Annotated in this window: 19 protein-coding genes; 8 read left to right on the top strand and 11 right to left on the bottom strand. The window is 74.5% G+C overall.

The features are described from left to right. From L3X23_RS08705 to L3X23_RS08695, 3 genes are all read left to right on the top strand, one after another. Positions 1–897, top strand: a complete 897-nt coding sequence (locus L3X23_RS08705; RefSeq protein ID WP_237191589.1) for an MEDS domain-containing protein — start codon at positions 1–3, stop codon at positions 895–897. A 10-nt stretch (positions 898–907) separates the two neighbouring features. After that, positions 908–1,864, top strand: a complete 957-nt coding sequence (locus tag L3X23_RS08700) for an ATP-binding protein (protein WP_237191587.1) — start codon at positions 908–910, stop codon at positions 1,862–1,864. A gap of 213 nt (positions 1,865–2,077) precedes the next feature. Continuing rightward, positions 2,078–2,947: a bacterial transcriptional activator domain-containing protein gene (locus tag L3X23_RS08695; protein ID WP_237191586.1), complete on the top strand. Its 870-nt coding sequence runs from the start codon at positions 2,078–2,080 to the stop codon at positions 2,945–2,947. 284 nt (positions 2,948–3,231) lie between these two features. On the opposite strand, the gene L3X23_RS08690 is transcribed toward L3X23_RS08695, so the two are convergent. From L3X23_RS08690 to fgd, 3 genes are all read right to left on the bottom strand, one after another. After that, entirely contained in the window at positions 3,232–3,711 is a 480-nt protein-coding gene (locus L3X23_RS08690) for an ATP-binding protein (RefSeq protein WP_237191585.1), read from the bottom strand. Between the two features lie 109 nt (positions 3,712–3,820). Next, positions 3,821–4,609 (bottom strand): enoyl-CoA hydratase/isomerase family protein, encoded by a 789-nt coding sequence (locus L3X23_RS08685; protein WP_237191584.1) that lies wholly within the window; start codon positions 4,607–4,609, stop codon positions 3,821–3,823. Positions 4,610–4,703: 94 nt separating this feature from the next. Beyond that, positions 4,704–5,708 (bottom strand): glucose-6-phosphate dehydrogenase (coenzyme-F420), encoded by a 1,005-nt coding sequence (gene fgd / locus L3X23_RS08680; protein ID WP_237191583.1) that lies wholly within the window; start codon positions 5,706–5,708, stop codon positions 4,704–4,706. A gap of 103 nt (positions 5,709–5,811) precedes the next feature. On the opposite strand from fgd, the gene L3X23_RS08675 reads away from it, so the two are divergent. From L3X23_RS08675 to recQ, 3 genes are all read left to right on the top strand, one after another. Then, entirely contained in the window at positions 5,812–7,605 is a 1,794-nt protein-coding gene (locus L3X23_RS08675; protein ID WP_237191582.1) for an ABC transporter ATP-binding protein, read from the top strand. Then, positions 7,602–9,524: an ABC transporter ATP-binding protein gene (locus L3X23_RS08670; protein WP_237191581.1), complete on the top strand. Its 1,923-nt coding sequence runs from the start codon at positions 7,602–7,604 to the stop codon at positions 9,522–9,524. Before L3X23_RS08675 ends, L3X23_RS08670 begins: the two co-directional genes overlap by 4 nt. A 128-nt stretch (positions 9,525–9,652) precedes the next feature. After that, entirely contained in the window at positions 9,653–11,608 is a 1,956-nt protein-coding gene (gene recQ, locus L3X23_RS08665; protein ID WP_237191580.1) for a DNA helicase RecQ, read from the top strand. A gap of 24 nt (positions 11,609–11,632) precedes the next feature. Here recQ and L3X23_RS08660 read toward each other — a convergent pair whose 3' ends face one another. The 6 genes from L3X23_RS08660 to L3X23_RS08635 are packed head-to-tail and all read right to left on the bottom strand — an operon-like array spanning position 11,633 to position 17,717. After that, on the bottom strand, positions 11,633–12,394 hold the full coding sequence (locus tag L3X23_RS08660) for a creatininase family protein (protein ID WP_237191579.1): 762 nt from the start codon (positions 12,392–12,394) through the stop codon (positions 11,633–11,635). Then, positions 12,391–13,698, bottom strand: coding sequence for an FAD-binding oxidoreductase (locus L3X23_RS08655; protein ID WP_237191578.1), 1,308 nt, complete (start codon positions 13,696–13,698; stop codon positions 12,391–12,393). Before L3X23_RS08655 ends, L3X23_RS08660 begins: the two co-directional genes overlap by 4 nt. Beyond that, on the bottom strand, positions 13,695–14,858 hold the full coding sequence (locus L3X23_RS08650; RefSeq protein ID WP_093074730.1) for a hypothetical protein: 1,164 nt from the start codon (positions 14,856–14,858) through the stop codon (positions 13,695–13,697). Before L3X23_RS08650 ends, L3X23_RS08655 begins: the two co-directional genes overlap by 4 nt. Positions 14,859–14,872: 14 nt before the next feature. After that, positions 14,873–15,727: an ABC transporter permease gene (locus tag L3X23_RS08645; RefSeq protein ID WP_237191577.1), complete on the bottom strand. Its 855-nt coding sequence runs from the start codon at positions 15,725–15,727 to the stop codon at positions 14,873–14,875. Beyond that, positions 15,724–16,455, bottom strand: coding sequence for an ABC transporter ATP-binding protein (locus L3X23_RS08640; protein WP_093074738.1), 732 nt, complete (start codon positions 16,453–16,455; stop codon positions 15,724–15,726). The genes L3X23_RS08645 and L3X23_RS08640 overlap by 4 nt, the downstream gene beginning before the upstream one ends. Further along, entirely contained in the window at positions 16,452–17,717 is a 1,266-nt protein-coding gene (locus L3X23_RS08635; RefSeq protein ID WP_237191576.1) for an amidohydrolase family protein, read from the bottom strand. Before L3X23_RS08635 ends, L3X23_RS08640 begins: the two co-directional genes overlap by 4 nt. Positions 17,718–17,811: 94 nt before the next feature. Here L3X23_RS08635 and L3X23_RS08630 point away from each other — a divergent pair, with 94 nt between their 5' ends. Together L3X23_RS08630 and L3X23_RS08625 are read left to right on the top strand one after the other, a co-directional pair. Further along, positions 17,812–18,369 carry a helix-turn-helix domain-containing protein gene (locus L3X23_RS08630; RefSeq protein WP_237191575.1) on the top strand — a complete coding sequence of 186 codons (558 nt, stop codon included), beginning with the start codon at positions 17,812–17,814 and terminating at the stop codon, positions 18,367–18,369. Continuing rightward, positions 18,362–18,952: a pyridoxamine 5'-phosphate oxidase family protein gene (locus tag L3X23_RS08625; protein WP_237191574.1), complete on the top strand. Its 591-nt coding sequence runs from the start codon at positions 18,362–18,364 to the stop codon at positions 18,950–18,952. Before L3X23_RS08630 ends, L3X23_RS08625 begins: the two co-directional genes overlap by 8 nt. A gap of 22 nt (positions 18,953–18,974) precedes the next feature. On the opposite strand, the gene L3X23_RS08620 is transcribed toward L3X23_RS08625, so the two are convergent. Next, the gene (locus L3X23_RS08620; RefSeq protein ID WP_237191573.1) at positions 18,975–20,264 is read right to left on the bottom strand and encodes an amidohydrolase family protein; all 1,290 of its coding nucleotides are present in this window, start codon (positions 20,262–20,264) and stop codon (positions 18,975–18,977) included. Further along, positions 20,264–22,564, bottom strand: a complete 2,301-nt coding sequence (locus tag L3X23_RS08615) for an ATP-binding domain-containing protein (RefSeq protein WP_374204825.1) — start codon at positions 22,562–22,564, stop codon at positions 20,264–20,266. Before L3X23_RS08615 ends, L3X23_RS08620 begins: the two co-directional genes overlap by 1 nt. Positions 22,565–22,629: the final 65 nt, after the last annotated feature.

Below are 22,629 nucleotides of genomic sequence, written 5' to 3'. Positions count from 1 at the left end.
GTGGACGTGCGAACGGCGGAGGACATGCGCGCGGGTGACCACGCGTGCGCGGTCCCGGTGAGCGACGAGGGGCTGTGGGAGCTCACCTCCCGGTTCCTCGCCCGCGGCCTGTCCGGCGGGGAGAAGGTCGTCTACTTCGACGACGGCACGTCCGAGCGCGTCCTGGACCGGCTGACCGAGGACCGGATGCCGGTCGCCGGGGCGCTGCGCAGCGGGCAGCTGCAGGTGGTCCCCGCGGACGTCACCCGCGGTGCGTTCCGGTCGCCGGTCGCGGACGTCCGCTCGCTGCTGCACTCCTATGTCGACGGGTCGGTCGCGCAGGGCTGGTCGGGCCTGCGGATGACCGGGCAGCTGAGCTACGGCGCGGACTCCCCGGGCGGGGTCCCGCTGTCGGACTACGACCGGGCGCTGGACGAGGTGGTCGTCGAGCGTGGGCTCACCGCCCTGTGCCTCTACGACCACACCCGCTACACCGACGCCCAGATCGAACACATGCGCGGCGTGCACCGCGAGGAGCTCGACGCCCCCGCCGCCTACGACGACGGGCTGCTGCGGATCACCCAGACCGGCCGCAACTCCGCGCGGCTGGCGGGCGAGGCCGACCACAGCAACCGGCCGATGATCCACCGCATCATCGGCGAGGCGCTCGACCGGGCGTTGCGGGCGGCCGACTCGGACACCGACATCGAGCTCAACCTGGCGTCGCTGCGGTTCCTCGACGTCGCCGGCGCGGTCGCGCTGGTGCACGCGGCCGAGGAGTTCCCCAGCATGCACCGGCTGGTGCTCAGCGACGTGCGGCCCGCGGTGCTGCGCGTCCTGGACCGCTGCGGGGCGCCGTTCGCGGCGCAGCTCGTGGTGCGGGAGGCCCGCGCCCACGGCGCGGGCGGCGGATCGTGAGGAGGACCGCGTGAAGGTCGAGTCCCGGGTCCCCGAGACCCACCGGCTGCGCCACGCCGTCGCCTTCCACGACGGGACCGAGGACCAGGTCCGGCGGGCTGTGGCGCTCGCCCGTGCCGCCGTCGGGCGGGGTGAGCGGCTCGCGCTCGCGGTGCCGCCCGCGGTCGAGTCGGCGGTCCGGGAAGCGTTGGGGGACAAGGACTTTGTCGCCCTCACAGTGCCGCACGGGGCGAACGGCGGCTCGGGGCAGACCACCGCGGCGCTGCGGGCGCGGGAGCTGCGCGCGCTCGTGCAGGGCGGCGGGACGCACGCGGGGGTGACGGTGCTGTCCGCGCACGACCCCGGGCTCGACGGCGTCGACGGCGGCTACTGGACCGAGCTCGACGCCGCGCTGAACGTCGCCCTCGGCGACCTGCCCGTCGACCTGGTGTGCCTCTACCCCGGCTTCCCGCTGCACCTCGAGGTGTTGGAGGGGGCCCGGGCCAACCATCCGCTGCTGGTCGAGGGGGACGGGTTCCGCGACAACCCGAGCCACCGCTGCCCGGTCGAGGTGCTGCGCGACCGCGATCCCAGCACACCGCTGGTCCTCGGCCCGCCGGACGTCGTCCACCGCTACAACTCCTGGCAGCTGCACGAGGTCCGGGCGATGGTCGCGCAGCTCGCCCCCGCCCTGGGCTTCGACCCGGTCCGGTCGGAGGACCTGGTCCTGGCCGTCAACGAGGTCGCCACGAACGCCGTCGAGCACGGGTCGCCGCAGGCCGAGATCCACCTGTGGGCGACCTCCGGCGGGCTGGTGTGCGAGGTGCACGACTCGGGCGACCTGCACGAGCCGCTGCCGGGGCTCGTGGCCCCGCACCCGGCGGACCCGCGCGGGCGCGGGGTGTGGATCGCGCGGCAGCTGTGCGACCTGCTGCACGTGTGGCGGGACGGCCGCGGCACGCACGTCCGCCTGCACGCCACCCCGTAGGCACCCGTCCACGGAGCGTGGTCTATGATCACCGTAGGATCGTCACACCGCGGCTGTACCTGCGACTCGTCATATAGGTACGCACAGATCGTAACTGTGACGAAACAGCCCCTTGGCAAGCGGCGCGCGCCGGAGAACACTGTTGCGCGGGCCGGGCCCAAGAGGCCGCCCTCACAGGTCACACAGCAGCGTTCCATCACATTTGGGATCACCATGCCTGACGGTCACCGCCGATCCTTCGCCGAGTGTCCGAGCCACCGCATCGCGGTGCTCGGCTCGTTCGGCCTCACCTCCGACGGCGCGAGCGTGCCGCTGAGCGTCGACGCCCGCCGCGTCGTCGCCTACCTGGCGGTGCACCGCCGCCCGCAGCCGCGGGCGGGTCTGGCCGCAGACCTGTGGCCCGGTGTCCCGGCCGAGGCCGCCGCCCGGCTGCTCGCCGAGGCGGTCGACGCCATCGACGTCCCGGGGCTGCTCGTCGGCGACCCGTCGGACGCGGCGGCCCCCCTCGCGCTGGCCGACGAGGTCGAGGTCGACCTGTCGGACGCGATGCTGCTGGTACGCGCCTTCTCCGGCGGTGGCCGACTCGACGAGCGCCCCGCCACCGACCTGCTGTCCCAGGACATCCTCCCGGCCTGGACCTCGCCGTGGATCGCCGTCGAGCGTGAGCGCTTCCGCCAGCTCCGGCTCGCCTCCCTCGAGGAGGTCTCCGGCAAGCTCTCCGCCGCGGGTCTGCACGCGGACGCCGTGGACGTCGCCGAGATCGCCGTGGCCGCCGCCCCCAGCCGGGAGAGCGCGCGCCGGGCCCTGATCGAGGCGCTGCTCGCCAAGGGGGACGTGGTCGAAGCCGTCGCCCAGTACGACGCGTTCCAGGAGCTGCTGCGCACCTCCGTCGGCCCGGTCTCCGCAGGCCTCGAGGGGCTGTTCGCCCCCGCGGGCGGGTTCCCGATGCGACCCGCCCTCGGCGGCTACCGCCCGGTCCCGTCCCGGTCCGCGGTCGTGCTGCCCGGTCTGCGCGCCGCCCGCCCGGCCACCCTTGGCGGTCCGCGCCGGCTGGTCGCGGGCGGTTCCGTCCCCGGCCGCTAGTCCCGGCTCGCTCGCCTGCCTGTGTGACGCTTGGGCGTCCCAAGCATCAACGCCCGCACGCTTGTGTGACGCTTGGGCGTCCCAAGCGTCGCCGAGTGGTGCTTGGGCGTCCCGAGCGTCAACGCCCGCGCCCGCGCCGCTGACGCTTGGGCGTCCCAAGCGTCGCCGAGTGGTGCTTGGGCGTCCCGAGCGTCAACGCCCGCGCCCGCACCGCTGACGCTTGGGCGTCCCAAGCGTCGCCGAGTGGTGCTTGGGCGTCCCAAGCGTCAACCGTCAGCGTTCGCTCACGAGACCGCGAGCTCCAAACAGACCTGCGTGCCGGTCGGCGTGGCCGCGACGTCCAGGTACTGGGCCAGGGCGCGGATCATCGGCAGTCCTCGCCCCCGATCCCCCGCGTCGGCGAGGCTCGGGCGCCAGCGGCCGCGGTCGGAGATGCGCGCGGTGACCACCCGACCGGCGCGGTCCGCGCGCAGGCCCAGCTCGACCTCGACGGGGCCGGGCGGGCCGCCGCGGTAGGCGTGGTCGACGACGTTCGCCGCCGCCTCCCCCACCGCCAGCAGCAGGTCGACCAGGCCGTCCGCGGACAGGCCCACGCCGCGCGCCCAGGTGGACACGACGGCGCGGATGCCCGCGAGTGCGTCGGGGGTCGCGGTCCGCACCACGCGCAGTTCCTCGGCCGCCGAGTCGGTCGGGTCGGCGGTGTCGGCCGATACGGGCGTGCCGGTCGGGCGGGTCCCGCCCCCCGTCAGACCCTGGACGTTCACGCGCGCACCGCTCCCGGCGATCGGAGGTCCGGCGCCGGATCCGGCGCCCGTCCGGGAGTCCCCCGCCGGCGACGGACCCAAACCGTGTCGGAGGCCTCCCGCGACCCGCTCAGGGATGGAAGCGGGGAGCCCGCTTCTCCCCGAAGGCGCGCAGGCCCTCCGCCCCCTCCTCGCCCGCGGCGCTGGCGGAGATCGCCTCGGCCTCGGCGTCGAGGTGGGCGCGCAGCGGACGGTCGTACGCGGCGGCCAGCAGCGCGGTGATCCGGCCGAGCGCGGCCGTGGGCCCCTGGGCGAGCCGGTAGGCGGTGGCGTCCGCCTCGGCGGCGAGGTCGGCGTCGTCGACCAGCGCGGAGGCGATGCCGAGCCCGAGCATGTCCTCGGCGCCGAGCACCTGGTCGCTGAGCAGGATGTGGCGCGCCCGCGCCAGGCCGACGATCCGGGGCAGCGTCCAGCTCATCCCGCCGTCCGGCGAGAAGCCGATGCCCGGGTAGGCCGGGCGGATCTTGGTGGACCCGCCCACCACCACGATGTCGGTGGCGAGCACGATGCTCATCCCCGCGCCCGCGGCCCAGCCCTGCACCCCGGCGACCGTCGGCACGGCGGCGCCGACGTAGGCCTCGAGGAAGTCGTGGAACACGTCCGCGACACCCTTGACGAAGGTCCCCCGGTCCTCGGCGGCGGCGAACGAGCGGACGTCCCCGCCCGCGCAGAAGTTCCCGCCGGGGTGGACCAGCTGCACCGCCCCGATCCCCTGCGCCGCAGCCTGCTCGACGGTCGCGAGCTCCCGCAGCGCCTGCGCGGCCTCGGTCATCGCCGCCTCGTCCAGCGCGTTCGCCCGCCCGGCGGCGACGCGGACCTTCAGGACCCGCCCCTCCTGCACGATCACCGGGTCACCCATGGTCGTCTCCTCCTCGTCCGCCGCCGGGTCGCACACTAACAATCAGCACTGACCGCGCAGATCACCGCGCAGATCACCGCGCGGATCACACTGCTCAGCCCAGCGCCCGCAGCTTCGGCAGGACGTCCTCGGCGAACTGGGACAGGAAACGCTCCTGGTCGTGGCCCGGGCCGTGGAAGACCAGGTGGTTCAGGCCCGCGTCCAGGTAGGGCTTGATCTGCGCGACCGCCTCGTCCGGGTCCGACGCCACGATCCACCGCTTGGCCACCTGCTCGATGGGCAGCTCGTCGGCCAGGCGCTCCATCTCCTGGGAGCTGTTCACCGAGTGCTTCTGCTCCGCGGTCAACGACAACGGCGCCCAGAACCGGCAGTTCTCCAACGCCACGTCCGCGTCCCGGTCGTAGGACATCTTGATCTCGATGGTGCGGTCGATCGAGGCCGGGTCACGGTCCTCCTTCTCCGCCCCCTCGGTCACCGCGGGCATCAGCTTGTCGGTGTAGAGCTCCATGCCCTTGCCCGACGTGCAGATCATCCCGTCACCCGACCGGCCCGCGTAACGGGCCACCTGCGGGCCACCCGCGGCGATGTACACCGGCACCGGCTTGGCCGGGCGGTCGTAGATCGAGGCGCCCACCAGCGTGTAGTACTCGCCGTCGAAGTCCACCTCGTCCTCGGTCCACAGCGCGCGCATCAGCCGCACCGCCTCGCGCAGCCGCGCGTAGCGCTCCTTGAACTCCGGCCACTGCATGCCGGACACCGCGACCTCGTTGAGCGCCTCACCCGTACCCGCGCCCAGGATCACCCGGTCCCCGGTCAGCAGCGCCATCGTGGCGAACGTCTGGGCCATCACCGCCGGGTTGTACCGGAACGTCGGCGTGGTCACCGACGTGCCGATCAGCACCCGCTCGGTGCGCTCCCCCACCGCCGCCATCCAGGTCAACGCCGACGGCGCGTGCCCGCCCTCGTGCCGCCACGGCAGGAAGTGGTCCGACACCCACACGCTGTCCAGGCCCACCTCCTCGGCCCGCACCGCGTACTCCACCAGGTCACGGGGCCCGAACTGCTCCGCCGAGGCCTTGTACCCGATCTTCAGTTCCACGCTCGTCCTTCCGGCGTCCGGTGTCTGCCCCGTGTCTACCACCTGCCGGCGGCCGGTAACTGGGGTGCGGCATACCACGCGGCTTCGTAGGCTTGAACCCACCATGAGCGCCCCTCCCGATCCGGAGCAGGCGACCCCCACGACGACCGCCGCGACGCGGGACCTCCCGCCCGTCGCGACCCTCGCCGCGCTGCGCCGGCTCGCTCCCTACATCCGTCCCCACCGGGCCGTCCTGCTCGGCTCCGCCGCCGCCGCGCTCCTCGGGAACCTCGCCGCGCTCGCCGTGCCGCTGGTCACCCGCCGCATCGTCGACGGCCCGATCACCGCCGGGGACCTCTCGCTGCTGCCCTGGCTGGTCGCGGGCGTGCTCGCCCTCGGCGTCGGCGAGGCCCTGCTGCTGTTCCTGCGTCGCAGGCTGGTCGCCCGGCCCACGACGCTCATCGAGGCGACGATGCGCGCCGACCTCTACGCCCACCTCCAGCGGCTGCCGCTCGCCTTCCACGACCGTCGGCCGTCGGGGCAGCTGCTGTCCCGGGCGATCCAGGACCTGTCCACCCTGCGCCGCTTCCTCGCGTTCGCCGGGGTGTTCCTGGTGGTGAACACGATCACCGCGATCGTGGGCATCGTGGTGCTCGGCGCGCTGTCGTGGATGCTCGGGCTCGCGCTGCTGGTCCTGGCGGTGCCGATGGTGGCCGTCACGCTGCGCATCGAGAGCCGCTTCTCCGCCGTCGCGCGCCGGGCCCAGGACCAGGGGGGCGACCTCGCGACCGTGGTCGAGGAGTCCGCGCTCGGGGTGCGGGTGCTGCGGTCCCTGGGGCGCCGCCGCGAGATCACCGCACGCTTCCTCGCCGACGCCCGCAGGCTGCGCGGCACCGAGCTGCGCAAGGTGCGGCTCCGCGCGGCGCTGTGGTGCGTGCTCGTGCTGCTGCCCGAGGCCGCGATCACCGTGATCCTCGCGCTCGGCACGTACGGGGTGTCCACCGGCGCGCTGACGGTCGGCACCCTGGTCGCCGCCGTCACGATCATGACCTATCTGTACTGGCCGATCGCGTCGCTGGGCTGGCTGCTCACCGAGGCCGGGAACGCGGGGGCCGCGAGCAGGCGGTTCTGGGAGGTCATGGACGTCCAGCCCACGATCACCGACCCGGAGGTCCCCGAGTCCCCCGCCGACGGGGACCTGCGCGGGCGGATCGAGTTCCGGGACGTGCACGTCGGCACGGTCCTGCGCGGGGTCGACCTGACCGTCGAGCCCGGCGAGACCCTGGCGCTGGTGGGGGCCACCGGCTCCGGCAAGACGCTGCTCACGTCGCTGGTCGGCAGGCTGGTGGACGTCACCGACGGGTCCGTGCTGGTCGACGGCGTGGACGTGCGGCGCTGGCGGCTCGCCGACCTGCGCCGGGTGGTCGCCACGGCGTTCGAGGAGCCGGTGCTGATCTCCGCGAGCGTGCGGGAGAACGTGGCCCTCGGCGTCCCGGACGCGCCGGACGACGCCGTGTGGGAGGCCCTGGAGGTCGCGGGCGCCCGCGGCTTCGTCGAGGCCCTGCCGTGGGGGATCGACACCCGGATCGGCGAGCAGGGGATGTCCCTGTCCGGCGGCCAACGGCAGCGGCTCGCGCTGGCCCGCGCCGTGATCGGCCGCCCGCCCGTCCTGGTGCTCGACGACCCGCTCTCGGCCCTCGACGTCCACACCGAGGCCGAGGTGGAGGCCGCCCTGCGCCGGGTGCTGGGCGGGGTGACCGCGCTGGTCGTGGCGCACCGCCCGTCGACGGTGCAGCTCGCGGACCGGGTGGCGGTGCTGGCGGACGGCCGCATCACGGCCGTGGGGCGGCACTCGGACCTGCTGGCGCAGGACGCGACCTACCGGGACCTCCTGTCGGCGGAGCTGGTGCGGTCGTGAGCGAGCGTGCGAGCGAACCATCAGCACAGCGCCATCAGCGCAGCGCCGAGCCCGCGCAGCGGGCGAGAGCGATGAGCGCGGACCTGGAGTGGCAGGGGGTCGGGGACGACGACCAGGAGGTCACCCGGGCCGCCGGGCTGCGGCTCGCCCGCAGCGCCCGGGGGCTGGTGGGCTCGCTGCTGCGGCCGCACCGCGGCGGCGTGGCGCTCGCGCTGCTGATCCTGGTGCTGGAGAACGCGGTCATGCTGACCGGGCCGCTGCTCGTCGCGCTGGCCATCGACACCGGCGTGCCCGCGGCGCTCGACGGGCGGCCGGGCGAGCTGGCCTGGGCGATCGTCGGGTACGCGGCGTGCGGGCTGGCCTCGGCCGGGCTGCGTGCCGGGTTCCTGCTGCTCTCCGGCCGGATCGGCCAGGACGTGCTCCTGGAGCTGCGCCGCCGGGTCTTCACCCACGCCCAGCGGCTGGCCCTGGAATGGCACGAGTCCTACACCTCCGGGCGGCTGATCTCGCGGTTGACCAGCGACCTGGAGTCCATCGACGACCTGCTGGAGACCGGGCTCGACGGCCTGCTCGGCGCCCTGCTCTCGCTCGGCGGGATCACCGTGCTCCTGCTGCTGATCGACCCGGTGCTGGCGGGGGTGGTGCTGGCCGGGTTCGTGCCGCTGGTGCTGCTCACCCGCTGGTTCCAGCGCTCCTCGCGGGCGAGCTACCGGCTCACCCGCACCTGGGTGGCGCGGGTGATCGTGCACTTCGTCGAGTCGATGAACGGGATCCGGGCGGTCCAGGCCTACCGCCGCGAGGCCCGCAACGAGTCGATCATGGATCAGCTCAACGGGCGGTACCGGGACGCGAACGCCGCGGCCCTGCTCACACTGTCCTGGTTCGTCGCGTCGGTGCGCGCGGTCGGCAACGTGACCCTCGCGCTCGTCCTGCTGATCGGTGCGCTGCGGGTGACCGGCGGGGCGCTGGAGCTCGGCGCGCTGACCGCGTTCCTGCTGTACCTGCGCCGGTTCTACGATCCGCTCGACCAGCTCGCCCAGTTCCTCAACGCCTACCAGTCCGCCGCGGCGGCCCTGGAGAAGCTCGCGTCGGTGCTGGACACGCCCGAGACGGTGCCGGAACCGGAGCACCCGCAGCCGCTGCGGGCCCGCGGCGAGCTGGAGTTCGACGAGGTCACCTTCGCCTACCCGCGCCGATGGTCGTCTCCGCAGGCTCCGTCTCCGCGAGCGCCCGAACGCCCGGTGCTGCCCGAGCTGTCGCTGCACGTGCCCGCAGGTCAGACGGTCGCACTCGTCGGCGCCACCGGCGCCGGCAAGACCACGATCGCCAAGCTGGCGGCCCGCTTCCACGACCCCACGTCCGGCCGGGTGTTGCTCGACGGCGTGGACCTGCGGTCCCTGGCGGACGACGACCTCCGCCGCGCGCTGGTGATGGTCACCCAGGACCCCTTCCTGTTCTCCGGCTCGGTGGCGGACAACGTGGCCCTCGGCCGCCCGTCCGCGACCCGCGCCGAGATCGAGGCGGCCCTGGCGGCGGTGGGTGCGGACTTCGTGCAGGACCTGCCCGAGGGCGTGGACACCGACGTCCGCAAGCGCGGCGGGCGCCTCTCCGCGGGCCAGCGCCAGCTCGTCTCGCTGGCCCGGGTGGTGCTCGCGGACCCGGCCGTCGTCCTGCTGGACGAGGCCACTTCGAGCCTGGACATCCCCAGTGAACGCGCCGTCCAGGCCGCGCTGGAGACGGTGCTGGCCGACCGCACGGCGCTGATCATCGCCCACCGCCTCTCGACGGTCGCGATCGCCGACCGCGTCCTGGTCCTGGAGCGGGGCCGGATCGTCCAGGACGGCACCCCGCGGGAGCTGCTGGCCACCGACGGCGACTTCGCCCGCCTCCACGCGGCCTGGGAGTCGAGCCTGCGCTGACGCGCCCGTGCGTGGGCCGGGGGACGGCAGCGGCGGAGCCGCGGGGCGGGTGGACCCAGTGGTGCCAGAGCACCACTTACCACGCACGAGCGGTCGGGGGCCGCCGCCGCTCCCCTACGATCGGTGGCGTGACTGCTCCCCCCGCGTCCGCCGCCCTCGACGTCCTGCACCGGGTCTTCGGCTACGACGCCTTCCGCGGGCCCCAGGCGGAGGTCGTGGAGCACGTCGTCGCGGGCGGGGACGCGTTGGTCCTGATGCCCACCGGCGGCGGCAAGTCGCTGTGCTACCAGGTGCCCGCGCTGGTCCGCGAGGGCACGGGCGTGGTGGTCTCGCCGCTGATCGCGCTCATGCAGGACCAGGTGGACGCGCTGCACGCGCTCGGCGTCCGCGCCGGGTTCCTCAACTCCACCCAGACGCCCGACGAGCGCCGCGAGACCGAACGCGCGCTGCTCGCGGGCGAGCTGGACCTGCTGTACCTGGCCCCGGAGCGGTTGCGGCTGGGCTCGACGGTGAACCTGCTGGACCGCAGCACGATCGCCCTGTTCGCCATCGACGAGGCGCACTGTGTCGCGCAGTGGGGCCACGACTTCCGCCCCGACTACCTCATGCTCTCCGAGCTGCACGAGCGCTGGCCGAGCATCCCGCGGATCGCCCTCACGGCCACCGCCACCGAGCACACCCGCACCGAGATCGCCGAGCGGCTGGACCTGACGACGGCCAAGCAGGTCGTGGCGAGCTTCGACCGGCCCAACATCCAGTACCGGATCGTGCCGAAGGCGGAGCCCCGCAAGCAGCTGCTGGAGCTCTTGCGCACCGAGCACGCGGGAGACGCCGGGATCGTCTACTGCCTGTCCCGCAAGTCGGTGGAGCAGACCGCGGAGTTCCTGACGGCCCAGGGCGTCAAGGCGCTGCCCTACCACGCGGGGCTCGACGCCGCGGTCCGCCGCGAGCACCAGGCCCGCTTCCTCCGCGAGGAGGGCCTGGTCATGTGCGCGACCATCGCGTTCGGGATGGGGATCGACAAGCCGGACGTCCGGTTCGTCGCGCACCTGGACCTGCCCAAGTCCGTCGAGGGGTACTACCAGGAGACCGGGCGTGCGGGCCGGGACGGGCTGCCGTCCACCGCGTGGCTCGCCTACGGGCTCGCGGACGTCGTGCAGCAGCGCAAGATGATCGACGACTCCGAGGGCGACCGGGCCCACAAGCAGCGCCTGTCCCAGCACCTCGACGCGATGCTCGCGCTCTGCGAGACCGTGGAGTGCAGGCGGGTGCAGCTGCTCGCCTACTTCGGGCAGCGCGGCGAGCCGTGCGGCAACTGCGACACCTGTCTGACCCCCGCCGAGACCTGGGACGGCACGGTTCCCGCGCAGAAGCTGCTGTCCACGATCTGGCGGCTGAAGAAGGAGCGCAACCAGTCCTTCGGCGCCCAGCAGACCGTGGACATCCTGCTGGGCAAGAAGACGCCCAAGGTCGAGCAGTTCCGCCACGACGAGCTGTCCACCTTCGGCATCGGCACCGAGCTGGCGGACGGCGAGTGGCGCGGCGTGGTCCGCCAGCTGCTCGCCCGGGAGCTGCTCGCCGTGGGCGGCGCGTACAACACCCTGCAGCTCACCGACGGCAGCCGCGAGGTGCTCGGCGGGAGCCGGAAGGTGATGCTGCGCAAGGACCCCGAGCGGACCCGGACGCGGCGCAGCACGTCGAAGCCCGCCCCCGCCGACCTCCCCGCCGCGGCCGCGCCGATCTTCGAGCGGCTGCGGGCCTGGCGCGGGGCCACGGCGAAGGAGCAGGGCGTCCCCGCCTACGTGATCTTCCACGACGCGACCCTGCGCGCGATCGCCACGCTCGCCCCGGCGTCGTTGGCGGCGCTGGGCACCGTGAACGGGGTGGGCGAGAACAAGCTGGCGAAGTACGGCCAGGGCGTGCTCGACGCCGTGCGCGGCAGCGGGGAGGGCAGTGGGCAGGGCAGTGGGCAGGGCAGTGGGCAGGACGGCGGGGCCGCTCCCGCGCGCGAGGAGCCGCGGGACGAGTGGCCGGTCGAGGAGCCCCCGGAGCCGGACCACCCGGACGAGGATCCCTGGGGCTGAGCCCCGAGGGCCCGGCCGCACGGCTCAGGTGTGGAACCGGTGGGCCTCGTCGAGCACCCGGACCAGCTGCCCGACGCCCGCCTCGAACACCGCCTTCCCGTGCTCGGCCGTGGCACCGGTGGGGTCGCCGACGTGCCCGTCCGGGCCGAAGTCCTCGGACAGCCAGCCGAACGAGACCGGCTTGCCGAACCCGATGAGGGAGAACTCCCGCAGCCCCTCCGGCACCCGCCGCACGGCGAGGTTCATCTGCACGAGGTCGGGGCGCAGGTGCAGCATCAGCGAGGTCTCGCCGTGCCCGCCGTGGATCCCCATCCCGTACTCGGACTCCGCCGAGGACCTCCCGCCCTGGTCCGCGGGCACCGACAGGTGCGCGAAGAAGGTCCGCAGACCGAACTCGCGCCGCAGCTGCCGGCACGCCACCTGTCCCAGTGCCGAGTTGCCGCCGTGGCCGTTGACGAACAGCAGCCGGGTGATCCCGGACGCGGCCAGCGAGCGGCCGAGGTCGACCAGGGTGCGCATGAGGGTGTCCCAGGACAGCCACAGCGAGCCGGGGAAGGCGTGGTGCTCGTCGGACTTGGTGTAGGCCAGGCCGGGGAGCAGCACGCAGGGCACGCCCGCGGTCGTCGCGGCCGCGACGGCGGCCTCCGCCGCGGCCGTGGCGGTCACGTGGTCGGTGGAGACCGGCAGGTGCGGGCCGTGCTGCTCGATCGCCCCCAGCGGCAGGACGGCGACGGTGTCCGCGGGCAGCGCCGCCACCTGCGGGCCGGTCAGGTCGGTGAACCTCATCGGACCACCCCGATGTTGACCCGCGAGTCCACCGGCGGCGCGTCGACCAGCTTGCCCGGGTTGAGCAGCCCCTTCGGGTCCGTCCGTCGCGCGGTCTCGCGGGCGAGCTCGACGTTGCGGTCCACGTACCACTGGTGCGGCGAGTGCACGCCCACCCCGATCGCCTCCAGCCGGTCCATCCCGGCGAGCAGGTCCGCCTCCCCGGTGTACTTCGCGACGATCATGGCGCCGGGCCCGTGCTGGAACAGCTCCAGGTGCAGGTGCACCGGGCCCGGGTAGCAGGCGCGCACCGCGTCCGGGTCGTCCCAGAGCGGGGTCCCGGAGCTCTCGATGTGGAACAGCCGCGGCTGCGGCGCCGCCTGCTGCAGGAAGTAGACGGGGTGGTTGTAGGACATCCCGGAGAGCACGTCGGTCTCGGCGTAGTCGCGGGCGACCCGGACCATCTCCCCGTGCGTCCGGATCCGCGCCGTGACCTCGTCGACCGTGGAGGCCTCGGCGATCACCCGCAGGCTCCACCGCGCCGGGTCGAGGTCGACCGGCAGCGTCGGGACCAGCGCGGGCTCGTCCCCCGACGCCAGCCGGGGCACCACCGACAGGGTGGTCAGGGTCCGGTGCACGGCGACCAGATCGGCGTAGGAGCCGAAGGACCCGTACACCGCAGCCCACTCCCGCGCCGGGTCCGTGCGGATCTCCACCTCGACCAGCACCCCGGTCACGCCGTAGGTGTGCACGAAGGGCTCCAGCTCCGCGCCGGAGACCGTGAACAGGGACCCGCTGCCGTCCATCGGCGCGACCACGGCGGACACGACGAACCCGTCCGACGTCGTGCGGTGCTCGATCGTGCCCGTGCCCGCCGAGCCGCCGCCGACGAACCCGCCGACCGTGGACCCCTTGGTGCTCGGGAAGATCCAGACGTCCCGGCCCGCCGCCCGGGCGACCTCGTCGACGGTGGTGAGCTTGGCGCCCGCGCCGGCCCGCACGGTCTCGCCGGTCACCTCGACCGTGTCGAGCCCGCGCAGGTCCAGGACGATCCCGCCGTCGAACGGCGTGGCCTGGCCGTAGTTCCCGGTCCCCGCGCCGCGCGGGGTGACCGGGACGTCGTGCCGGTAGGCCACCGCCAGGACGTCCGCCACCTGCTGCGCCGATGTCGGCCGCACCACGAGGTCCGCGACGTACCGCCCGGGCGGCAGCTTGTCCTGCAGCACCGGCGACATGCGCGACCAGTCCGAGGAGACCTTCAGCAGCAGCTCACGGTCGGTCGAGACGTCGACGCCCAGGTCCGCCAGCTCGGACTCGAGGGTCACGACGTCCCCATCGAGATCGACGGGTCGATGAACTCGTTGGTGTACAACGACTCCGGGGTGGGTGCGGGGCCGGGGAGCGAGCCCTGCGCCTGCAGGATCGGCACGAAGGTGTTCACGATCTCCTGCATCCGCGCCGGGTCGAACCGCCCGAACACACCCGATGCCGGGTCGTTGGTCACGAAGCCCTGCTCGAGCTGGGCCTTGGCCGAGAACGCCGCGACGCCCGCCGAGTAGGTCCAGCCGGTCTGGTACTCGTTCACCAGCTCGACGATCAGGTCGTTCGTGGGGCCGGGGTTCGCCAGGTAGTCGAGCTGCGCCCGCTGCATGATCGGCACGAGCTTCTGCAGGCAGGGACGCAGCGCGTCGAGCTTGTCGGCGCGCACCGCGAGCGGCTCGGGGTAGATCGAGTAGCCGACGTCCGCCGCCTTCTGGAAGGCGATCGGCTTGTTCCACTGCGGGATCTCGTTCTCGTAGATGTAGGGCTCGGCCGTGGCGAAGCCCTGCTGCAGGATCGTCGGGTCGGCGACGAACCGGGCGGGCGTGCCCTCGTAGGAGGTGTCCGACTGGGAGGGGGCCATCACGCCCTTGGCGGCGAGCAGCGCGGGCAGGACGTCACCCGAGGTCACCACGGGCGCGCCGCCCGCGGCGGCCTGCTGGATCGTGGTGGCGCCGGGGTGGCTCGCCGGGTCCCACATGATGATCTGCGGCGACACCGTGAGCTGGGAGGCCACCGCGACCACGGCCTGGTTCCCGGTCGCGGTGAGCGCGACGTCCGTGTTGACCGCGCCGAGGGTGATCGAGTCGTCCAGCGCCATCAGGGCGGGCACCGGCTGGAAGCCGACGTTCGGCCCGCCCGGCCGCACCTCGACGTCCACCCCGGTGTCCACCCCCTGCGCCACGAGCGAGCCGGTGACCGACTTGTTCGCGGCGTCGATGGTGCGGTCCGGGCCGACGACCGAGTACATCGCGCCGTGCTCGGCCTCCGGCTGCCAGTCCTGCTGGAAGACGATCTTCGCCGGGCAGCCCGCGGCGGCGAGGTCGAGCGGGCCGCCCGCGGGGGCGGCGGGCGCGGCGGGGCCCGAGGAGGCGGCCTGGGTGCCGCCGCCGCACCCCGCCAGCACCAGGGCGGTGATCACGAGCAGACCTGTCCTGCGCAGCATGGGACCTCCGAGAGTCATCTGGTGTGCCCGCCGTACCAGCGGCCGACCACGGCCTTGTCCAGCGCGGCGAAGATCGAGAACACGACCACCCCGAACAGCGCGGTGAGGGTGACCGCCGTGAGCAGCGCCTCCATCTGCAGGCGCAGCGTGTAGGTGCGCAGCAGGCCGCCGATGCCCGGCGCCCCCTGCTGGAAGTAGAAGTCCGCGACGATCACGCCGATCACCGACAGACCCGCGGCGTTCCGCAGCCCGGTGAAGATCGACGGGACGGCGGCCGGGAACTGCAGCTTGACCAGCCGCTGCCACCGGCTCGCCTTGTTCAGGGTGAGCAGGTCGTGTGCGGCGGCGCTCGCGGACTGCAGCCCGAACAGGGTGTTGGAGATCATCGGGAACAGCGCGATGATCACGCACACGACCACCCGGGCGGTGAACGCGTACCCCAGCCAGATGCCGATCAGCGGCACCAGGGCGAGGATCGGGATGGTCTGCAGGATCACCGCGTACGGGTAGAGGACCCGCTCGGCCCACCCGGACTGCGACATCACGGTGGCGTAGCCGATCCCGAGCACCACCGCGATCACCAGGCCGACCAGCGCCACCACCGCGCTGCGCCCCAGCGCCTCCAGCATCGGACCCATCAGCGCGGCGTTGCCCAGCGCGCTGCCGTAGGCCTCGTGCGGCGGGGGCAGCAGGAAGCGCTGGTCCGCGGGCAGCACGAGGTAGGTCACGGCGTACCAGAGGACCGCGATGCCGCCCAGCGCGGCGAGGATCGGCAGCGACCGGGCGAGTGCGGTGCGCCACCAGGGCCGCCCCGGCACGGCCCGCGCCTCGACCGGCAGCCCGGTGGTCAGTGCCTCGACGGTGGTCATGAGTGCTCTCCCAGGGCTTCGCTGACCCGGCCGGTCAGCTCGGCGAACTCGGGTGCGTACCGCAGCTCGGGCGGTCGCGGGTAGGCGAAGGGCACCGGGATCTCCGCGACGATCCGGCCCGGACGACCGCTCATCACGACCACCCGGGTGGAGAGGTAGACCGCCTCGGACACCGAGTGCGTGATGAACAGCCCCGCGAAGCCCTTCAGCTGGAACAGCTTCTGCAGCTCGGTCTGCATCTGCAGGCGGGTGATCTCGTCGAGCGCGCCGAACGGCTCGTCGAACAGCGCGAGGTCCGGGTCGGCGACCAGGGCGCGGGCGAGCGAGACCCGCATCCGCATGCCGCCGGAGAGCTTGCGCGGGTGCTGCGCCTCGAACCCGGTGAGTCCCACCAGCTCCAGCGCCTCCAGGGCCCGGCGGCGGCGCTCCTCGCGCGGCACCCGGCGCAGCTCGCCGACGAGCTCGACGTTGCGCAGCGCGCTGCGCCACTCCAGCAGCGTCGGGTCCTGGAAGACGTAGCTCGTCGACGCGGCCTCGACGGCCACCGTGCCCCGGGTGACCGTCTCCAGGCCGGACGCCAGCCGCAGCAGCGTGGACTTCCCGCAGCCCGACGGCCCGACGACCGTGACGAAGTCCCCCGGCGCCAGATCGAGGCTGACCTCGCGCACGGCCACCGTGCCGGTGTCGAACTGTTTGGTGACGCCCTCGAGCGTCAGGGTTCCGGTCATGCGACCACCTCGGGGAGCTCGGACGGGGACAGGTGGACCTGCCGGGCGACGCGGGAGTCGGCGACCACGCGTCCGCCCGCGAGCACGATCCGGGCCTCGGGGGCGCCGGCGAGCAGGTCCCCGGGCTCGGTGTCCGGGACCAGGAGCAGGTCCGCCCGCTCCCCCGGCCCGACACCCGCGGCCGGGAGGCCGAGCACCGCGCGGGCGCCTCCGGTGACCGCGTGCAGGGCCTCGCCCGCCCGCAGGTGCCCGGCGGTCTGCAGCAGGGACGTCGTCTCGAACGGATCGGCGCGACCGGCCGGGTTGAACGGGTCCCGCAGGTTGTCCGCGCCCGCGGCGAGCGGCACGCCCGCCGCGAGGATCGCGGGCAGCGGGGCGAGCCCGCGCGGGTTGCCCGGGATGCCGCGGCCCTGCAGGTAGAGGTTGGTGATCGGGAGCGTGACGATGCCGATCCCGGCCCGCGCGGTCAGGTCCAGGACCTGGGCGAGCCGGTCCGGCGGGAGCATCCCGAGGCGCACGCAGTGGCTCGCGGTGACCCGCTGCCGCATGCCGCGGGCCAGCACCTGGCGGGCCATCTCCTCCAGGTCCAACGCGTGCCCGACGTCCGTCTGCTCGTCCGCGTGCAGGTCGACGGGCAGGTCGTGGGCCTGCGCGACGTCCAGCATGCGGGTGATCTCGTGCCGCGGGTCCGGCGCCAGGTGCGGGCAGCCGCCGACCACGTCCACCCCGCGGGCCACGGCCTCGGCCACCACCCCGTCGTCCGCCTCGGAGCCGGCGAGCAGGCAGACCTGCAGGTCGACGGTGCCGCGCAGGCGCTCCCGCAGCCCGACCAGCGCGTCCACCCCGCGGAAGCGGTCGCCCTCCAGCGGGACGTCGACGTGGCTGCGGATCGCGGTGATGCCGTTGGCGAGGTAGCGGCCGACGGCGGCCAGTGCGCGGGACTCGATGTCCGCCCGGTCGATCCCGGGCAGGATCGAGCGCCACTGGGCGATCGCCGTCGGCAGGTCGTTGCCCGCGCCCGGGTCCATCCGCGGCGCGGTGAGGGCCTTGTCGAGGTGGGCGTGCGGCTCGCAGGCGGCGGGCAGCACCCGCCAGCCGGACGCGTCCAGCGACAGGCCCGGACCCGGGGTGGCCGCGACGGAACCGCCGGAGAACCGCACCTCGCCGAGGGTCCCGTCCGGCAGCCGCACACCGCGCAGCGCCGCGACCTCGACCCCCGCCAGGCAGGGGGCGGCCGACGGCGCCCCGACCGACGCACTCACTCTGACCTGCAAAATATTGATGGAGTCACAACACGGGGCACGCTAGGCTCCTCGTGTTTCGTCCCGATGTCCCCCGTTACCGGACGTGTGAAGGATGCCCATCCGAAACCCCCAGAAGGCAGCCGACGTCCGACTCGGCCAGGCCATCCGCTCCCGCCGCCGCGCGCTCGGCCGCACCCTCGCCCAGGTCGCCGCCGCGTCCGGGCTGTCCCAGCCGTTCCTGTCCCAGCTCGAGCTGGGCCGCACCCGGCCGTCGATGCGGTCGCTGTTCCGGATCGCCGAGGCGCTCGGCACGACCCAGCAGGCCCTGCTCGCCGAGGCCGGGGACGACGGAGCGGTCGAGGTCTCCGGCGGCGCGGGCCCCGGGGCCCGCCTGCTGCACCACGATCCGGACCTCACCGAGTTCGTGGGGCTGCCGCGGGACTTCCAGGAGTTCTTCAGCCACGCCCGTCGGGAGGCGCTGTACGTGGTGCGCGGCACGATCGAGGTGGAGCTGGGCGCCACATCGGCCGAGCCCGGGGCTACCCGGGTGCTCGGGGAGCGGGACACGCTCGCCTACCCGGGCGAGACGCCACACCGCTACCGGCAGCTCGGCGCGGAACAGGCGATCGTGCTGGTCGTGCACTCGTCGGGGGGAGCCGGACATGCCTGAGGCCCTCCCACCGGGCGGCGGCATGGAGGTGCTCGCCTCCTGGCTGCAGGACGCCCGCGAGCTCGGCTGGACCATGACGCTGGCGACCGCGGGCCCCGCCGGACCCTCCGCCCGCACCGTGGTCGTCACCGCCGTCGACGCGGAGTCGGTCCGGTTCCACACCTCGGCCCCCACCGGCAAGACGGTCGACCGCGCCGCGGACGACCGCGCCGCCGGGGTGTTCCACTGGCCCGCGCTGGGCCGCCAGGCGGTGCTGACCGGGCGCCTGGTCGAGCTCCCCCGCGAGGTCACCGAGGCCGCCTACCGCACCCGCCCGCGGCAGCTGCAGCTCGTCGGCTGGGTGTACGACGACCTGCTGCCGCAGCTGCACGGCCCCGACCACGAGGTGCCCGCCGGCGCGGTCGAGGAGCGCTTCGCCGCCCACGCCGCCGGCGCGGCGACGGCCCCGCCCAGCTGGACCACCCTCGCCCTGGTCCCGAGCAGGCTGGACCTCTGGCGCGCGGGCACCGCCGACACCCCACCCGCCCGCACCCGCTACGTCCGCGAGGCCGACACCTGGCGGACATGCCACGTGCTCCCGTGAGCGGCGATAGTCGCCCTGGCGACTATCGCCGCTCACGACGGTGGTGGAGCAGGCGGCCGAGCGCGAACACGATCTCCGGCTCGGGCCGGGTGACCAGCACGTAGTCCTCGACCACCACCCGCCCGCCCACCACGACGTGCCGGGGGCGGCGGCCGGGCGCGGCCCACAGCAGGCCCGCCAGGGGGTCGGCGACGCCGGCGTCCGCCACCCCGGTGACGTCCCAGCAGACCAGGTCGGCGGCGAACCCCGGGTCCAGGCGGCCGAGCATCGGGAAGGCGCCGGGGGTGGTCCGGCCGAGCCCGGCGGCGGAGCCGGCGGTCGCCCAGGTCAGCACCTCGCGGGCCGCCACCGGACGCCCGACGAGCGGGGCGACCTGCATCGCCAGCCGGGCGTCCGCGAGGAGGTGCCCGGCGTCGTTGCTGCCCCCGCCGGAGGTGCCGAGCCCGACCGCCACCCCGGCGTCCGCGAGCGCGGCGGCGGGCGCCACACCCCAGCCCATCGGCAGGTCGCAGCCCGGTGCGTGGGTCGCTGAGACCCCCGCGTCCGCGACCCGGGTCAGCTCGGCCTCGGTGATGCCGCAGAGGTGCGCGAGGGTGACGTCGGGGGCGAGCCAGCCCCACTCGTCGAGCAGGTCGAGGGGGCGGCGCCCGTACCGCGCGGCGGCGATCTCGACGTCCACCTGCTCGTTCGCCTGGGTGCGACGGCGCAGCCCGTGGCGCGCGGCGACCTCGCCGAGCAGCGCGAACGTCTCCGGCGCGTCGCTGTGCACGCCCGCGGGCCCCACCGCGACCTGCACGTCCGTGCCGGCGAGGGCCCCCACGACCGCCTCGGCCGAGGCGGCGGCCTGTTCCGGGTCGTCCCGCGCCGAGCCTCGCACGAACACCAGCCGGGCACCCAGCTCGCCCGCCGCCCGGGCCACCGCCGACGCCACGGCGACCCCGTCGCCGGGCGGCCAGTTGAGCTGGTGGTCGGCCACCGTCGTGACCCCGCAGAGCAGCGCCTCCGCCAGGCCCACCGACGCCGCGGCGTGTGCGGACTCGGCGTCGATCCCGACGGCGGCGTAGGCGGCCGCCATCGCGGGCAGCCACTCCCGCATCGGGACGCCGCGGGTGCCGGGCAGGGTCCGGAACGCGCTCTGCAGGAGATGGTGGTGGGCGTTGACCAGGCCGGGGGTGACCACGCAGCCCGAGGCGTCCAGCACCCGTCCCGGCACGGGGTCCGCGACGACGAGCCCGTCCCGGCAGGACACCGCCCCGCCCGGGACCTCCGCCGAACCCGTCCACACGAGGTCGGCGCCGCGGACGGTGAGCATCAGTGGCGCCGCAACCGCTTCAGCGGCTCGGGCAGGTCGGCGGCGTGGACCACCGTGAGGCGCTGGGTGGCGCGGGTCAGCGCGACGTAGAGGTCGTTGAGGCCGCGCGGGCTCTCGGCGAGCACCTCCGCGGGCTCCACGAGCACCACGGAGTCGAACTCCAGACCCTTCGAGGCCCCCACCGGCAACACGACGACCGGGGTCTCCAGGTCGTCCTCGGGTGCGTCCGGGCCGAGGAGCACCCCGCGCAGGGTCGCCGCGCGGGCGGACGGGACCAGCACCGCGGTGCGGCCCTCCCCCACCGCGGCCCGCTCCTCGTCGACGATCCCGGTGAGCACGCCGTCCGACCCCTCCAGGGACCCGGGCGCCACCGGGACCGCCCGCGGCGGGACGCCGGTGCTGCGGACCGAGCTGGGCGGGCTCAGCGACGGGTCGATGGCGGCGAGCACGTCGTCCGCCACGTCCGCGATCTCGGCGGGCGTGCGGTAGTTGACGGTGAGCTGCTCGAGCCGCCAGCGGTTCTGCACGAAGGGACCGAGCGCGTCCCCCCACGACGTGGTGCCGCCGATGTCCCCGGTCTGCGCGACGTCCCCCACGACCGTCATCGAGCGGCTCGGCACGCGGCGCATCACGGTGCGCCACGCCATCGCGGACAGCTCCTGCGCCTCGTCCACGATCACGTGCCCGTAGGTCCACTCCCGGTCCGCGGCCGCGCGGTCGGCCGTGGACTCGTACGTGCGCACCTGCATGCGCTCGGCGAGCCGGTCGGCGTCGACGATGTCGGTGGCGCGCAGCAGCTCCGGGTCGAGGTCCTCCTCCAGGTCCAGCACGTCGAGCACCCCCTGGGCGTACTCGACCTCCTCTCGCAGGGCGGCCTGGGCGGCGGCCCGGGCGGCCGAGCCGTCGTCACCCAGCAGCTCGGCGGCCTCGTCCAGCAGCGGGACGTCCGCGGCGCTCCAGCGCAGCTCCTCGGGGCCCTCGGGCGGGCGGCGCTCCAGCAGGGCGCGGTCCTCCGCCGGGATCCGGCGGGCGATCGAGTTGAGCCTGCGCCGGTCCGCGAACAGGTCGGTGAGCAGCTGCTCGGGGGTCAGCGTGGGCCAGAGCAGGTCCAGCTCGCGGTTCACGGCCGCGTCCTCGGCGAGCTCCTCGCGGATGTCCTCGACGTCCAGCCTGCCGAGCAGGTTGCGGCCGCCGAGCGTGCGGGCGACCTGTTGGGCGAGCAGCTGCAACGCCTCCCGGCGGAAGATCCGCTTGGCCTCGTTGTGCGGCTTGCGGGAGCGGCGGGCGCGCGAGCGGGCCTGGTTGACCAGGTCCCGGTCGATCCGCGCGGGCTGCTGCTCCACGACGAGCTCGATCGGCCGCCGCGGCAGCTGCTGGCGGTCCCGCACGGCCGCCGCGATCACCGCGGCCATGTCCACCCGGCCCTTGACCTCGGCCGTCCGGGCGTCCTCGGGCCTGCGCGCGTGCAGGCCCGGGTACAGCTCCCCGGGCGTGGCGAGGACCACGGCCGTCTCCCCCAGGGAGGGCAGCACCTGTCCGATATAGCGCAGGAACGTGGGGTTCGGGCCGATCACCAGCACGCCGCTGCGGGCCAGCCGGTCGCGGTGGGTGTAGAGCAGGTACGCCGCCCGGTGCAGCGCGACCGCCGTCTTGCCCGTACCGGGGCCGCCCTGCACCACCAGCACGCCCGACGGCTTCGACCGGATGATCCGGTCCTGCTCGGCCTGGATCGTGGCCACGATGTCGCCCATGCGGCCGGTGCGCGCCTCGCTCACCGCGGCCATGAGCGCGGCCTCACCCGCCAGGCCGGACGAGGACGTCCGGGCGGCCGCGTCGGTGAGGTCCAGCACCTCGTCGTCCACCGCGACGACGGTGCGCCCGCGGGTGCGCAGGTGCCTGCGGCGGCGCATGCCCTCGGGGCTGGCCGCGGTCGCCGTGTAGAAGGGCTGCGCGGCGGGCGCGCGCCAGTCCATCAGCAGCGGCTCGTACTCGTTCTCCTCGTCGAGCAGGCCCAGCCTGCCGACGTAGCGCACCTCGCCGGACTCCGCGTCCAGCCGCCCGAACGCCAGCCCGTGCTCGGCGGCGCGCAGGGCGGCCAGCCGGTCGGTGTACATGGCGGCCGCCGCGTCCCGCTCGGTGAGGGCCTGCGGCGTGCCGACGGTCTCGCCGTGCAGCACCTCGTCCAGCCTGCGGGCGGTCTCCCGGCGGCGGTCGTCCAACCGGCCGTAGAGCATCTCGACGTACGCACGCTCGTGCGCGAGCGGCGTCTCGCCATCCGAGGCAGGGTCCGAGACAGACACGGTGGGGGGATCCTCCGGGACGGGAGAGCGAGCGGACCGCAGCGTGCGGCGCGGCTGACCAACCT

The sequence above is a fragment of the Pseudonocardia sp. WMMC193 genome (genome assembly GCF_021728735.1).
Taxonomy (GTDB): domain Bacteria; phylum Actinomycetota; class Actinomycetes; order Mycobacteriales; family Pseudonocardiaceae; genus Pseudonocardia; species Pseudonocardia oroxyli.
This window is presented reverse-complemented; position numbering and strand designations above follow the sequence as displayed.